Origin of the sequence: Delftia sp. S65, from assembly GCF_016516495.1 — a bacterium.
In the GTDB taxonomy this organism is placed as follows: domain Bacteria; phylum Pseudomonadota; class Gammaproteobacteria; order Burkholderiales; family Burkholderiaceae_C; genus Comamonas; species Comamonas acidovorans.
Window position 1 is genome coordinate 189,657 of the sequence record NZ_JACVUR010000002.1, and the last position, 13,218, is coordinate 202,874.

12 protein-coding genes are annotated in these 13,218 nt (G+C 67.8%); 6 read left to right on the forward strand and 6 right to left on the reverse strand.

The features are described from left to right. Positions 1–141 precede the first annotated feature (141 nt). The 4 genes from IAE24_RS02785 (at position 142) to IAE24_RS02800 (ending at position 3,835) form a co-directional block, all read left to right on the forward strand. Positions 142–1,656, forward strand: coding sequence for an acetyl-CoA hydrolase/transferase family protein (locus tag IAE24_RS02785; RefSeq protein WP_012202025.1), 1,515 nt, complete (start codon positions 142–144; stop codon positions 1,654–1,656). A gap of 138 nt (positions 1,657–1,794) precedes the next feature. Further along, on the forward strand, positions 1,795–2,268 hold the full coding sequence (locus IAE24_RS02790; RefSeq protein WP_012202024.1) for a hotdog fold thioesterase: 474 nt from the start codon (positions 1,795–1,797) through the stop codon (positions 2,266–2,268). A 107-nt stretch (positions 2,269–2,375) separates the two neighbouring features. Further along, complete coding sequence (locus IAE24_RS02795) at positions 2,376–2,993, forward strand: type IV toxin-antitoxin system AbiEi family antitoxin domain-containing protein (protein ID WP_199958690.1); 618 nt, start codon at positions 2,376–2,378, stop codon at positions 2,991–2,993. Further along, on the forward strand, positions 2,990–3,835 hold the full coding sequence (locus IAE24_RS02800) for a nucleotidyl transferase AbiEii/AbiGii toxin family protein (RefSeq protein WP_199958689.1): 846 nt from the start codon (positions 2,990–2,992) through the stop codon (positions 3,833–3,835). Before IAE24_RS02795 ends, IAE24_RS02800 begins: the two co-directional genes overlap by 4 nt. A 34-nt stretch (positions 3,836–3,869) precedes the next feature. Here IAE24_RS02800 and IAE24_RS02805 read toward each other — a convergent pair whose 3' ends face one another. The 6 genes from IAE24_RS02805 to IAE24_RS02830 all read right to left on the reverse strand — a co-directional run bounded on the left by IAE24_RS02805 (position 3,870) and on the right by IAE24_RS02830 (position 10,233). Further along, positions 3,870–4,583: an ABC transporter ATP-binding protein gene (locus IAE24_RS02805; protein WP_442778722.1), complete on the reverse strand. Its 714-nt coding sequence runs from the start codon at positions 4,581–4,583 to the stop codon at positions 3,870–3,872. Continuing rightward, positions 4,576–5,334: an ABC transporter ATP-binding protein gene (locus IAE24_RS02810; RefSeq protein WP_126311553.1), complete on the reverse strand. Its 759-nt coding sequence runs from the start codon at positions 5,332–5,334 to the stop codon at positions 4,576–4,578. Before IAE24_RS02810 ends, IAE24_RS02805 begins: the two co-directional genes overlap by 8 nt. After that, complete coding sequence (locus IAE24_RS02815; RefSeq protein ID WP_199958687.1) at positions 5,327–6,394, reverse strand: branched-chain amino acid ABC transporter permease; 1,068 nt, start codon at positions 6,392–6,394, stop codon at positions 5,327–5,329. The genes IAE24_RS02810 and IAE24_RS02815 overlap by 8 nt, the downstream gene beginning before the upstream one ends. 3 nt (positions 6,395–6,397) lie before the next feature. Next, positions 6,398–7,270, reverse strand: a complete 873-nt coding sequence (locus IAE24_RS02820; RefSeq protein WP_013799989.1) for a branched-chain amino acid ABC transporter permease — start codon at positions 7,268–7,270, stop codon at positions 6,398–6,400. A 42-nt stretch (positions 7,271–7,312) separates the two neighbouring features. Continuing rightward, complete coding sequence (locus IAE24_RS02825; protein WP_013799988.1) at positions 7,313–8,476, reverse strand: ABC transporter substrate-binding protein; 1,164 nt, start codon at positions 8,474–8,476, stop codon at positions 7,313–7,315. Between the two features lie 164 nt (positions 8,477–8,640). Continuing rightward, positions 8,641–10,233: a benzoate-CoA ligase family protein gene (locus IAE24_RS02830; protein WP_199958685.1), complete on the reverse strand. Its 1,593-nt coding sequence runs from the start codon at positions 10,231–10,233 to the stop codon at positions 8,641–8,643. Between the two features lie 174 nt (positions 10,234–10,407). Between IAE24_RS02830 and IAE24_RS02835 the strand changes: the two genes are divergently transcribed. Together IAE24_RS02835 and boxC are read left to right on the forward strand one after the other, a co-directional pair. After that, a complete protein-coding gene (locus tag IAE24_RS02835) occupies positions 10,408–11,322 on the forward strand; it encodes a helix-turn-helix transcriptional regulator (protein WP_012202015.1) in 915 nt (304 codons plus the stop codon). A gap of 194 nt (positions 11,323–11,516) precedes the next feature. Then, positions 11,517–13,187, forward strand: a complete 1,671-nt coding sequence (gene boxC, locus IAE24_RS02840; RefSeq protein ID WP_123694854.1) for a 2,3-epoxybenzoyl-CoA dihydrolase — start codon at positions 11,517–11,519, stop codon at positions 13,185–13,187. The last annotated feature ends 31 nt before the right edge of the window (positions 13,188–13,218 follow it).

The window sequence follows — 13,218 nt, forward strand, 5'->3', positions numbered from 1 at the left end:
AGGGCCCCTGCCAGCGCTGCTACCATCGGTTTCCGGAGATATACCGCCCTTGCGTTCTTGCATGGGGCGGTTTTTTTTAGGCTTGCAAGCCAGCGCTGCGGCACCCTGCCGGCTGGCGCGAGCCGTCAGCCGGAGCCATAGATGTCCCTCGCAGACCGCGTACGTTTCCCAGAATTCCTTTCGCGCACCATGACGGCCGAGCAGGCCGCCGCCCTGATCCCCCACGGCGTCAACGTCGGCATGAGCGGATTCACGGGCGCGGGCTACCCCAAGGCCCTGCCCCAGGCCATCGCCCAGCACGCCAAGAGCGAACACGCGGCCGGCCGGCCCTACAAGATCAATGTCTGGACCGGCGCCTCCACGGCCGCCGAGATGGACGGCGCCCTGGCCGAGGCCGGCGCACTGGGCCAGCGCCTGCCCTTCAACACCGACCCGACCTGCCGCGCCAGGATCAATGCCGGCGAGATCGACTTCATCGACATGCACCTGTCCCACGTGGCCCAGCATGCGTGGTTCGGCTTCCTGGGCCCCATGAGCGTGGCCGTGGTCGAGGTGCTGGGCGTGACCGAGGACGGACGCCTCATTCCCTCCACCGCCGTGGGCAACAACAAGACCTGGCTGGAGATCGCCGACAAGGTGATTCTGGAGGTCAACACCAAGCCGCCGGCCAAGATGGAAGGCATGCACGACATCTACTACGGCACGGCCATCCCGCCGCGCCGCGTGCCCATTGCCCTGACCCATGCCGATGACCGAATCGGCGAGCCCTACCTGCGCGTGGACCCGGCCAAGGTGGTCGCCGTGGTCGAAACCCACAAGGGCGACCGCGACAACGTCTTCGCCCAGCCCGACGCCAACTCCAACCTGATCGCCGCGTCCATCATCGACTTCCTCGCGCACGAGATGAAGATGGGCCGCCTGCCCAAGGAGATGCTGCCCATCCAGTCGGGCGTGGGCAACGTGGCCAACGCCGTGCTGGCCGGCCTGCTGACGGGGCCGTTCGAGAACCTGCTGGGCTTCACCGAGGTGCTGCAGGACGGCATGCTGGACCTGCTGCGCGCAGGCAAGATGAGCCGCGCCTCGGCCACCTCGATCTCGCTGTCCGGCAGCGCCTACAGGGACTTCGAGGAGAACATCGACTTCTACCGCGAGCGCATCATCCTGCGCCCCCAGGAGATCAGCAACCACCCCGAGCTGGTGCGCCGGCTGGGCGTGATCGCCATGAACTCCATGATCGAGGCCGACATCTACGGCAACATCAACTCCACCCACGTCATGGGCACGGGGATGATGAACGGCATCGGCGGCTCGGGCGATTTCGCGCGCAACGGCTACCTGTCCTTCTTCGTCACGCCCTCGGTGGCCAAGGGCGGCAAGATCAGCTGCATCGTGCCCATGTGCTCGCACGTGGACCATACCGAGCACGACACGCAGATCATCGTCACCGAGCAGGGCCTGGCCGACCTGCGCGGCCTGTCGCCGCGCAAGCGCGCCCAGGTCATCATCGACCGCTGCGCCCATCCCGACTTCCGCCCCCAGCTGCAGGACTACTTCGACCGCGCCCAGCGCCAGGGCGCGCTGCACACGCCGCACATCCTTGGCGAAGCGCTGAGCTGGCACCAGCGCTTTGTCGAAACGGGCGACATGCGCGCCTGAACCGCGCAAGCGCGTTAGCGCGCCAGCGCGCAGTCTCCTGGGCTACAGGCGGCCATCGGCATGGCTGCCCGGACTGGCGTAGCATGCAAGGACGGCCCACGGGGCCGTCTTTTTCGTTGCACCCACAGGACTTCTCCCATGCCGATCTGGAAGCGCAGCTTCACCCTTGAAGACATCACCTCGCTGAGCGCCGACACGGCCGTCTCGCACCTGGGCATCGAGTTCACCGAGATCGGTGACGACTTCCTGCGCGGCCGCGTGCACGTGGACCAGCGCACCTGCCAGCCCTACGGCATCCTGCACGGCGGCGTGAACGTGGTGCTGGCCGAGACCCTGGGCTCGGTGGCCGCGGCCTGCTCCATCCCCGAGGGCTGGCGCAGCGTGGGCCTGAACGTCTCGGCCAACCATGTGCGCGCCGCGCGCCAGGGCTGGGTCACGGGCACGGCCCGCCCCGTGCACCTGGGCCAGACCACCCATGTCTGGGCCATCGAACTGCACGACGAAACCGGCCGCCTGACCTGCACCTGCAGCCTGACCATGGCGCTGCTGCCGCCCACGCATGCGCAGAACGTCAAGCTCGCGGCGCAGCCGCCGGTGGCGGCCCAGCCCTGACCGCTTCATGGACCGGGAACCGTCGCGCTCTCGGTCACGTTGCTGTTGTCCGTTGTATTTCTTCTTCAGTTATTGATAATTGCCTAATCAATACAACAGACTCCGGCATGCCCGCTCCTGGCTCCGCGCTCGAACAAGCCGTTCTGGCACTGGCCGAACAACGGCCGCTGCTGCGCGCACGCGACCTTGCCGCGCTTGGCCTGCCGACCATGGCGCTGAGCCGGCTGGTCGCGGCAGGCCGCCTTGAACGCGTTGCACGCGGCCTGTACAGCCTGCCGGGCCGGCCGCTCAGCGAGCACCGCTCGCTGGCGGAAGTGGCCCTGCGCGTGCCGCAAGGGGTGGTCTGCCTGCTGTCCGCGCTGCGGGTCCACGGCATAGGAACGCAGGCGCCCTTCGAGGTGTGGATGGCCATTCCCCATCACTCGCCCACGCCCCGCATAGACCAGCCTGCGTTGCGCGCCATCCGCATGTCCGGTGCGGCACTGTCCGAAGGCGTGGAAACCCTGCAGATCGATGGCGTCGGTGTCGCCGTCTTCAACGCATCGAAGACCGTGGCCGATTGCTTCAAGTACCGCAACAAGATCGGCCTGGATGTGGCGCTGGAAGCACTGCGCGACGGATGGGCACAACGCAAGCTGACGGCCGATGCGCTCTGGCACTACGCCGCCATCGACCGCGTCAGCAATGTGATACGCCCCTACCTCGAAAGCATCGCCGCATCATGAGCCGCGATATCGCAGCCTCGATCCGTGCACGTTTGAAGCAATGCGCGGACGCCCGCAGGCAGGACTTCAACCTCACGCTCACCCACTATGGCCTGGAGCGCCTGCTGTACCGCCTGTCCATCTCGCCCCATGCGGATAGCTATCTGCTCAAGGGCGCACTGCTGTTTGCCATCTGGTACGAGCAGCCGCACAGGCCGACCCGCGACGCCGATCTGCTGGGCTTTGGCCTGGACGACGTTGACTCGGCGGTGAGCGCTTTCCGCGAGATCTGCCGGATTGCCGTGGACGACGGCATTGCCTTCGATGCCGCGTCGGTGCGTGGAACCACCATCCGCAAGGAAGCCGGCTATGGCGGAGTACGGATTGACCTGCGCGCCACGCTGGACGGTGCACGCATCACGCTGCAGGTGGACATAGGCTTCGGCGATGCCGTGACACCATCGCCACAAGCCATCCGCTACCCCGTGCTGCTCGACGGCCTGCCCGCACCGCAACTGCGCAGCTACCCCAAGTACACCGTGGTGGCCGAAAAACTCCACGCGATATGCCTGCTGGGCATGGCCAATACCCGGATGAAGGACTACTTCGATCTCTGGGTATTGATGACCGAAGGCACGCTGGACCCTGCCGAACTGCGGCGCGCCATGGCAGCGACCTTCGAGCGCCGCCAACTCGCGCTGCCCGCAGGCCTGCCAGCCGGATTGAGCGATGGCTTCAGCAGCGATGCGGCCAAGCAGGCGCAGTGGGCCGCCTTCCTGAAGAAGAACCGGCTTGAAGCGCTGGAGCTGGCCCCTGTCGTGGCAAGGCTGCGAGAGGAATTCCAGCAATGCGGCATCTTCTGATACCGCCTGGAAGTCCTCCACATCCCCCGCCATCTCAAACCCCCAGCAACTCCGACAGGCGCTCCGGCTGCGCCAGCAGCTCCCGCGAGTCGGCCTGCAGCGCCAGCCGGCCCTTGGTCATGACCACGGCGCGGTCGGTGTGGGCCAGGACCTTTTTGTAGTCGCGGTCCACGATCAGGGTGGAGATGCCGGTGCTGCGGATGGCGGCGATCACGCGCCAGATTTCTGCGACGACCAGGGGGGCCAGGCCTTCGGTGGCTTCGTCGAGGATGAGCAGGCGCGGATGCGTCATCAGCGCGCGGCCTATGGACAGCATCTGCTGCTCGCCGCCAGAGAGCTGGTCGCCGCCGTTGGACAGCCGCTCCCCGAGCCGGGGGAAGGTGTCGAGCACGCGCTCCAGCGTCCAGTGGCGCTCTCCCTGCAGGCCGGGGCGGGCGCTCATGACCAGGTTCTCGCGCACGCTGAGGTTGGGGAAGATGCCGCGCCCCTCTGGCACATAGCCAATGCCCAGCCGCGCCATGCGCTCGGGCGGCGCGCCCGTGCAGTCGCGGCCATCGGCGCGCAGGCGGCCACGGCGCGCGGGCACATAGCCCATGAGCGTGCGGATCAGCGTGGTCTTGCCCATGCCGTTGCGCCCCAGCAGGCCCACGGCCTGGCCCGCGCCCAGCGCCAGGCTCACGCCCTGCAGGATGTGGCTGTCGCCGTAGTAGGTATGCAGCTCGTCGATGGCGAACATGGGCTCAGTCATGGTCTTCTCCCAGATACGCAGTACGGACCACGGGATCGACACGGATCTGCGCGGGCGTGCCCGTGGCCACCACGCTGCCGTTGACCATCACGGTGATGCGGTCGGCGATGCGGAACACGGCGTCCATGTCGTGCTCGACCAGCAGTACCGCGTGGCCGCGCTTGAGCTCCTGCAGCAGGGCCAGCATGCGCTCGGTCTCCTCGGCGCCCATGCCGGCCAGCGGCTCGTCCAGCAACAGCACGCGCGGGCCGGTGGCCAGGCACATGGCCACTTCCAGCTGGCGCTTGGCGCCGTGGCTCAGCGTGCCGGCCACGGCCAGCGCCTGCCCCGCCAGGCCCGCACGCTCCAGGGCCGCATGGGCCTGGCGCAGGCTGTCCGCGCAGCGCTGTGCGGACAGGCCCAGCTGCCAGGGCCTGAGCGCCATCTGCGCCTGGGCCGCGAGCCGGCAGTTCTCCAGCGCCGAGAACTCGGGAAAGATGGTGGTGCGCTGGTAGCTGCGGCCCACGCCGGCACGCGCGCGCCGGGGCTGGGGCATGCGCGTGACGTCCTGGCCCGCGAGCGCAATGCGCCCCGCGCTGGCCGCCAGTTCGCCCGAGAGCATGTTGACCAGGGTGGACTTGCCCGCGCCGTTGGTGCCGATCACGGCATGGACTTCGCCCTCATGCAGGTCCAGGTCCACGCCGCCCACGGCCGTGAGCCCGCCAAAGCGGCGCGTGAGGCCGCGCACCGAAAGCAGTGCCGCATCAGCCATGTCCGGCCTCCTTGCGGTGGACCTCGTTGTGCACTCCGGCGCGTTGCCGTGCAAGGCCCGCCAGCCCGATCAGCCCCATCAGTCCTTTCGGCAGCAGGGCCACGAGCACGATGATGGCCAGGCCCAGGCTCAGCTGCCAGTGATCGGCCATGGGGCCGACGATGGCATGCGTGGACAGCACCTCCTTGAGCGCGATGAAAGCTATCGTGCCCAGCACGGCGCCGCGCAGCGAGCCCAGGCCGCCGAGGATGACCATCAGCAGCACCTCACCCGAGTGGTGCCAGGACAGCAGCTCGGGGTTGACCACGGCATCGCGCACCGCCAGCAGAAAGCCTGCCACGCCGGCCAGCATGCCGGCCAGCACGAAGGCCGCGAGCTTGTACCCGTAGGTGGTGAAGCCGGCCGCACGCATGCGCTGTTCGTTGACGCGTATGCCCGCCAGCGCCGCGCCGAAGCGCGACTGGCGCAGCCCTGCCAGGAAGGCATAGACCAGCACCAGGGCGGCCAGCACCACGTAGTACTGCACGCGCGGGATTTCCATGTCGATGGCGCCCAGCGCGGGCCGGGCCATCAGGTAGATGCCATCGCTGCCGCCGCTGATGCCCGTGTCGTGGACCACGAAGTAGGCCATCTGTGCGAAGGCCAGCGTCACCATGATGAAGTAGATGCCGCGCGTGCGCAGGCTCAGCAGGCCCACCAGCAGCGCATAGCCGCCCGAGGCCAGCAGCGCCCAGCCCAGCATGGCCGGCAGGCTGCCGCCTTCGTTGCCTGCGGACAGCACGGCGGCATAGGCGCCCAGGCCCATGAAGGCCGCATGCCCCAGGCTCACCAGGCCCGTGCCGCCCACCAGCAGCTGCAGGCTGAGCGCGAAGATGGCCAGGATCATGGTCTTGACCACCAGGCCCGACAGATAGTCCGACCACCAGGGGCCGGCCAGCGCCAGCAGCGCCACGCAGGCCAGCGGCACGGCGCAGGCCTGCCATCGGCACGCGCGCTGCGGCATCTGAACAGGCTGCACGGCGGCTGCCAGCAGGGCCGGAGAAGGATTGGATACGGCCATTGTTCAGCTCCTTTGCCCCATCAGGCCCTGGGGCCGCCACACCAGCACCACCGCCATCAGCAGGTAGACGCTCATGCCGCTGAGCTCCTGGAAGAACAGCTTGCCGAAGGTATCGACAAAGCCCACCAGCAGCGAGGCCAGCAGCGCGCCCGTGATCGAGCCGATGCCGCCGATCACCACCACCACGAAGCAGATGATGAGCACGTTGCCGCCCATGCCCGGATAGACCGAACTCATGGGCGCGGCGATCATGCCCGCCAGTGCCGCCAGCGCCACGCCGATGGCGAAGACGATGCGGTACAGGCGCTTCACGTCGATGCCCAGGCCGCGCACCATGTCGCGGTTGCTGGCGCCCGCGCGCACCATCATTCCCAGGCGCGTGCGGTTGACCACCCAGTACAGCGCCAGCGCCACCAGCAGGCACACGCCCGAGGCGAACAGCCGGTACCACGGATAGCTCATGAGCCCGCCCAGCGAGAAGCTGCCCGACAGCCAGCCGGGCAGCGGCACGCCATGCACGTCGTTGCCCGCCAGCAGCGAGCGCAGCTCCTCGAACACCAGGATCAGCCCGAAGGTCATCAGCACCTGCTGCAGGTGCTCGCGCTCGTAGAGGTAGCTGAAGAAGGCCCACTCCAGCGCATAGCCCAGCACCACGGTCAGCGCCACGCCGGCCAGCAGCATGGTGATGAAGTGCTGGCCCAGCAGCGGGGACAGCGCAAAGGCCATGTAGGCGCCGATCATGTAGAAGCTGCCATGGGCCAGGTTGATCACGCCCATGATCCCGAAGATCAGCGTCAGGCCCGAGGCCAGCAGGAACAGCAGCAGCCCGTACTGGACGGCGTTCAGGCACTGCACGAGAAAGGTGGCAAGGTCCATGGCGATGTCCGTATGCGTCCGTATATGAGTGCGCCCCGCGCCTCACATGCGGCAGCCGCGGCCGGTATCGCCCAGGGCCTTGATGGCCACGCCCATGCGCTGGTTCTCCTTGCCCACGACCTTGCGCAGGTACATGTCCTGCACGGGGTTGTGCGACTTGCTGATGGTGAAGTCGCCGCGCGGGCTGGGGATGGTGGCCTTCTCGATGGCCTGGCGGAACTCGGCCTTCTTCGCGATGTCGCCGCCCGCCGCCTTCAGGCCCACGCCCAGCATCTGGGCGGCGTCGTAGCCCTGCACGGCATACACATCGGGCATCAGCTTGTAGGCCTGGGCATAGGCGGAGCGAAAGCGCCGGTCGCGCTCCGTGCCCAGCTCGTCGGCGTAGTGCAGCGTGGTCAGCACCCCCTGGGCGGCCTCGCCCTGGGCCTCCAGCGTGCCGTCGGTCAGAAAGCCCGAGCCGTACAGCGGGATGGTCTTGTGCAGGCCGGCCGCGTGGTAGTCCTTGACGAACTTGACGGCGCCCGCGCCCGCGAAGAAGGCAAACACCGCATCGGGCCTGGCCGCCGCGATCTCGGTCAGCAGGGCCTGGAACTCCACGTTGGGAAAGGGCACGGTGAGCTGCTTGCTGACCTTGCCGCCCTCCTTCTCGAAGCCTTCCTTGAAGGCATTGGTCATCTCCTCGCCGGCCGCGTATTTCCAGGTGATGGTCATGGCGGTTTTCCTGCCTTCCTGCCTGGCGGCCACCACGCCCATGGGATAGGAGGACTGCCAGTTGGAGAAGGACGAGCGGAAGATGTTGGGCGCGCACATGGCGCCCGTGACCGCATCGGCGCCTGCATTGGGCACGATGAGCACGGTGCCGCTTTCCTTGGCCGCGCGCGCCATGGCCATGGCCACGCCCGAATGCACGGTGCCCACCAGCACATCGACCTTGTCGCGCTTGATCAGGCGGTTGACGTTGTCCGTGGCCTTGGCCGGATCGGACTCGTCATCGACCTTGAAGAACTCGATCTCGCGCCCGCCCAGCCTGCCGCCCTGCTCGTTCACGAACATGCGAAAGCCGTTCTCTATGGCCGAGCCCAGCGCCGCATAGGTGCCGCTGTAGGGCAGCATGAAGCCGACCTTGATCCTGTCCTGCGCATATGCGCCGCAGGACAGGGAGGCCGTCAGGGCGAGGACGGCCCAGTGTTTGCGATCGGTGTTCATGCGTGTCTCCTTGTGGTCGATGGGTCTTGCTTTGCGGGTCTTGCTCACACAATTCATTTCGGTTCTCCATGGCACTGCCACGCCCCTTGAAACTGGCGCGTCCCAAAGCGAGGGACACCGAGGAAGGGCCGCCCCGCACCGAGGGTGTCGTCCCCCTCCCTCGCTCAGCGAGTAGAGAGGGGGAAGCCGCGTAGCGGCTCAGGGGGTGTACTGGCCTCGCGCTCTCGGAGCCTGAAACGCTGGATCTTTCCGGTGGCGGTCTTGGGAAGTTCGTCCACGAACTCGATGAAGCGCGGGTACTTGTAGGCGGCCAGGCGCTGCTTCACGAAGGCCTTGAGCTCGGCCTCGGTGGCGATGCAGCCGTCCTTGAGCACGACGAAGGACTTGGTCTTGAGCAGGCCGTCGGCGTCGGTCTTGCCGATCACGGCGGCCTCCAGCACGGCCGGGTGCTGCATCAGCGTGGCCTCGACCTCGAAGGGCGAGACATAGATGCCGCTGACCTTGAGCATGTCGTCGCTGCGCCCGGCATAGGTGTAGTAGCCATCGGCGTCGCGCACGTACTTGTCGCCGCTCTTGAGCCAGCCGCCCTGGAAGGTCTCGCGCGTCTTGTCCCGGTTGCCCCAGTACATGAGGGCGGCGCTGGGGCCCTGGATGAACAGGTCGCCCACCTCGCCATCGGCCACGGGGCGGCCGTCCTCGCCGCGCAGCTCCACGCGGTAGCCGTCCACGGGCTTGCCCGTGGTGCCGTAGCGGATGTCGCCGGGCCGGTTGGACAGGAAGATGTGCAGCATCTCGGTGGAGCCGATGCCGTCCACGATGTCGGCGCCGAAATGCGCCTTGAAGCGCTGGGCGATCTCGGCCGGCAGCGCCTCGCCGGCCGAGGAGCACATGCGCAGGCTGACCTGCTCGCGCGCGGGCAGCAGCGGCGAGGCCAGCATGCCCGCAAAGCCCGTGGGCGCGCCGAAGAACACCGTGGGCCGGTGCTGCACCCAGCGCGCAAAGGTGGCCTCGGGCGTGGGCCGCTCGGCCATCAGCAGCACGGTGGCGCCCACGCTCAGCGGAAAGCTCAGGGCATTGCCCAGGCCGTAGGCGAAGTAGAGCTTGGCGGCGGAAAAGCAGATGTCGCCCTCGCCCAGGCCCAGCACCGGGCCGCCATAGAGTTCGGCCGTCCAGTACGGATTGGCATGTGTGTGGACCGCGCCCTTGGGCTTGCCCGTGGAGCCGGAGGAATACAGCCAGAAGCCCGGGTCATCGCCCAGCGTGGGCGCCGGTGCGGGCAACGGCGGCTGCGCCGCCAGCCAGGGCTGCAGGGGCGCAAAGCCTGCGGCGCGCGCCGCCGCTTCGTCGCCGGCCACCCAGACATGGCGCACCTCGTTGGGCGCCCGGTCCATGGCCTGGCGCAGCAGGGGCAGCAGTGCATCGCAGGTCAGCACGGCCTGGGCGCGGCTGTGGCCCAGCATGTAGGCGTAGTCGTCGGCCGTGAGCAAGGTGTTCACCGCCACCGGCACCACGCCCGCATACAGCGCGCCCAGAAAGGCCACGGCCCATTCATGGCGGTCGTGCATGAGCAGCAGCACGCGCTCCTCGCGGTGGATGCCCGCCGCCAGCAGGCCGCTGGCCATGCGCTGCGCCTGCTGCTGCAGCTGGCCGTAGCTCAGCGTGCCGTGGTCGTCGATGTAGGCGATCTTGCCTGGCCGCCCCTCATTGAGCGCGAACAGGTGCGCGGCGAAATTGAAGGGCTGGGTGAAGTCGATCATCGGGGTCTCCTTCGACATCGGGCATCCGGCCCGACTTGTGATCTTCCGCACAACATGCAATATTGTGCGTGCATCAGAAAGATAGTTAGAACACCACCGAGCGTCAAGCACTATATTGCATGGCTGGTGTTAACCCCGACTGTTTATCATTCACGCCCTCTTCAAGGAAACTCTATGGACCAGTTCGAGACGGCAGCCCAGTCCGCCGGGGCGGCGGATTCCCTCTCAGAAGCCCCCAGGAACCAGGTGCTGCAGGCGCTGGGCGAGCGTGTGCGCAGCCTGCGCTCGCGCCGGGGCATGACGCGGCGCGCCCTGGCGGCGGCGGCCGATGTCTCGGAGCGCCACCTGGCCAACCTCGAATACGGCACGGGCAATGTGTCAGTGCTGGTGCTGCACCATATTGCACAGGCCCTGCAATGCTCCATGGCCGAGCTGCTGGGCGACGTGACCACCACCAGCGCCGAATGGCTGCTGATCCGCGAACTGCTGGAAGGCCGCAATGAAGAGGATCTGCGCCGCGTGCGCCTGGCCGCAGGCGAGCTGCTGGGCACGGCGCCCAGCGACCGCCAGCGCCACACGCGCATCGCCCTGATCGGCCTGCGCGGCGCAGGCAAGTCCACGCTGGGCCGCATGCTGGCCGAGCAGCTGGGCGTGCCCTTCCTCGAACTCAACCAGGAAATCGAGCGCATTGCGGGCTGCAGCGTGCGCGCCATCCACGACCTGTACGGTGCCAACGCCTACCGCCGCTACGAGCGCCGCGCGCTGGAGGAGGCCGTGCAGATCTACAGCGACGTGGTCATCGCCACGCCGGGCGGCATCGTCTCCGACCCGGCCACCTTCAACGAGCTGCTGTCGCACTGCACCACGGTCTGGCTCAAGGCCCAGCCCGAGGAGCACATGGCCCGCGTCGTGGCCCAGGGCGACACCCGCCCCATGGCCGCCAATCCCGAGGCCATGGACGATCTGCGCAGCATCCTCGAAGGCCGCGCCGGCTTCTACGCCAAGGCCGACCACGTGGTGGATACCAGCGGGCAGACGCTGGAGCAGAGCTTCGATCAGTTGAAGGCACTGTTCCTGCCCGCACGCTGAGACGGCGGCAGCAACCCACGGCATCCAGGCCCCAGGCCTGGATTTTTTTCGCCTGTGCTGGCTGGTGTTTACCCTAAATACGGTCAAAACACGCACTATCGTGCGTGTTGCTGCGTGCATTCTCCTGATGAATCTGCATAATTATGCCTGCACCGTATCTGCGACTGCACTATTTTTCATCCAAGAGGCCGTCCATGCACCCGTCCAGCCCCACTGTCGATTACCGCACCGAGCCCGCCCAGTACCGCCACTGGTCCTTCACCGTCGAGGGCGCCATCGCCCGCATGCAGCTGAACATCGCCGAGGACGGCGGCATACGGCCCGGCTACAAGCTCAAGCTCAACAGCTACGACCTGGGCGTGGACATCGAGCTGCACGACGCGCTCAACCGCATCCGCTTCGAGCATCCGCAGGTGCGCACCGTCATCGTCACCAGCGGGCGCGACCGCATCTTCTGCTCGGGCGCCAACATCTTCATGCTGGGCGTGTCCAGCCATGCCTGGAAGGTGAACTTCTGCAAGTTCACGAACGAGACGCGCAACGGCATCGAGGACAGTTCGCGCCATTCGGGCCTGAAGTTCCTGGCCGCCGTCAATGGCGCCTGCGCGGGCGGCGGCTACGAGCTGGCCCTGGCCTGCGACGACATCGTGCTGATCGACGACCGCTCCTCCTCCGTCTCCCTGCCCGAGGTGCCGCTGCTGGGCGTGCTGCCCGGCACGGGCGGCCTCACGCGCGTGACCGACAAGCGCCATGTGCGCCATGACCTGGCCGACATCTTCTGCACCAGCGTCGAAGGCGTGCGCGGCCAGCGCGCCGTGGACTGGCGCCTGGTGGATGCCGTGGCCAAGCCCGCGCAGTTCGAGGCCGTGGTGGCCCAGCGCGCGCAGCGCCTGGCCGAGGGCAGCACGCGCCCCGCCAATGCGCAGGGCATCACGCTCACGCGCCTGGAGCGCGAGGCCACGGACGACGCGCTGCACTACCGCCATGTCAGCGTGCAGATCGACCGCGCGCGCCGCTGCGCCACGCTGACCGTAAAGGCGCCCACGCTTGGGCAAGGTCCGCAGCCCGCAAGCATCGAAGCCATCGAGCAGGCCGGCGACGCCTGGTGGCCGCTGGCCATGGGCCGCGAGCTGGACGACGCCATCCTGCACCTGCGCACCAACGAGCTGGACGTGGGCACCTGGCTGCTCAAGACCGAAGGCGATGCCGCCGCCGTGCTGGCCGCAGACGCAGCCCTGCTGGCCCACCAGGACCACTGGCTGGCGCGCGAGACGCTGGGCCTGCTGCGCCGCAGCTTTGCGCGGCTGGATGTGTCCTCGCGCACGCTGTTCGCGCTGATCGAGCCCGGCTCCTGCTTCGTGGGCATGCTGGCCGAGCTGGCCTTCGCGGCCGACCGCGCCTACATGCTGGTGCTGCCCGATGACACCGAGCGCGCCCCGCGCATCCAGCTGGACGAGTTCAATTTCGGCCTGCTGCCCCTGGTCAACGACCAGTCGCGCCTGCAGCGCCGCTTCTACGAGGAAGCCGCGCCGCTGGAGGCCGCGCGCGCCGCCACGGGCCGCGCGCTGGACGGCGATCAGGCCCTGGCCCTGGGGCTGGTCACGGCCGCGCCCGACGACATCGACTGGGACGACGAGATCCGCATCGCCATGGAAGAGCGCGCCGCCATGTCGCCCGATGCGCTCACGGGCCTGGAAGCCAACCTGCGCTTTGCCAGCCGCGAGAACATGGTCACGCGCATTTTTGGGCGCCTGTCGGCCTGGCAGAACTGGATCTTCAATCGCCCCAATGCCGTGGGCGACAAGGGCGCTCTCAAGCTCTACGGCACGGGCCAGAAGGCCGGCTTCGACTTCAACCGCGTCTGACCGCAGGCACGCCCCGAAACATCCACGGAGA

Coding starts and splice junctions, on each gene's coding strand:
- IAE24_RS02785 (WP_012202025.1), top strand. CDS start 142: ATGTCCCTCGCAGACCGCGTACGTTTCCCAGAATTCCTTTCGCGCACC.
- IAE24_RS02790 (WP_012202024.1), top strand. CDS start 1,795: ATGCCGATCTGGAAGCGCAGCTTCACCCTTGAAGACATCACCTCGCTG.
- IAE24_RS02795 (WP_199958690.1), top strand. CDS start 2,376: ATGCCCGCTCCTGGCTCCGCGCTCGAACAAGCCGTTCTGGCACTGGCC.
- IAE24_RS02800 (WP_199958689.1), top strand. CDS start 2,990: ATGAGCCGCGATATCGCAGCCTCGATCCGTGCACGTTTGAAGCAATGC.
- IAE24_RS02805 (WP_442778722.1), bottom strand. CDS start 4,583: ATGACTGAGCCCATGTTCGCCATCGACGAGCTGCATACCTACTACGGC.
- IAE24_RS02810 (WP_126311553.1), bottom strand. CDS start 5,334: ATGGCTGATGCGGCACTGCTTTCGGTGCGCGGCCTCACGCGCCGCTTT.
- IAE24_RS02815 (WP_199958687.1), bottom strand. CDS start 6,394: ATGGCCGTATCCAATCCTTCTCCGGCCCTGCTGGCAGCCGCCGTGCAG.
- IAE24_RS02820 (WP_013799989.1), bottom strand. CDS start 7,270: ATGGACCTTGCCACCTTTCTCGTGCAGTGCCTGAACGCCGTCCAGTAC.
- IAE24_RS02825 (WP_013799988.1), bottom strand. CDS start 8,476: ATGAACACCGATCGCAAACACTGGGCCGTCCTCGCCCTGACGGCCTCC.
- IAE24_RS02830 (WP_199958685.1), bottom strand. CDS start 10,233: ATGATCGACTTCACCCAGCCCTTCAATTTCGCCGCGCACCTGTTCGCG.
- IAE24_RS02835 (WP_012202015.1), top strand. CDS start 10,408: ATGGACCAGTTCGAGACGGCAGCCCAGTCCGCCGGGGCGGCGGATTCC.
- boxC (WP_123694854.1), top strand. CDS start 11,517: ATGCACCCGTCCAGCCCCACTGTCGATTACCGCACCGAGCCCGCCCAG.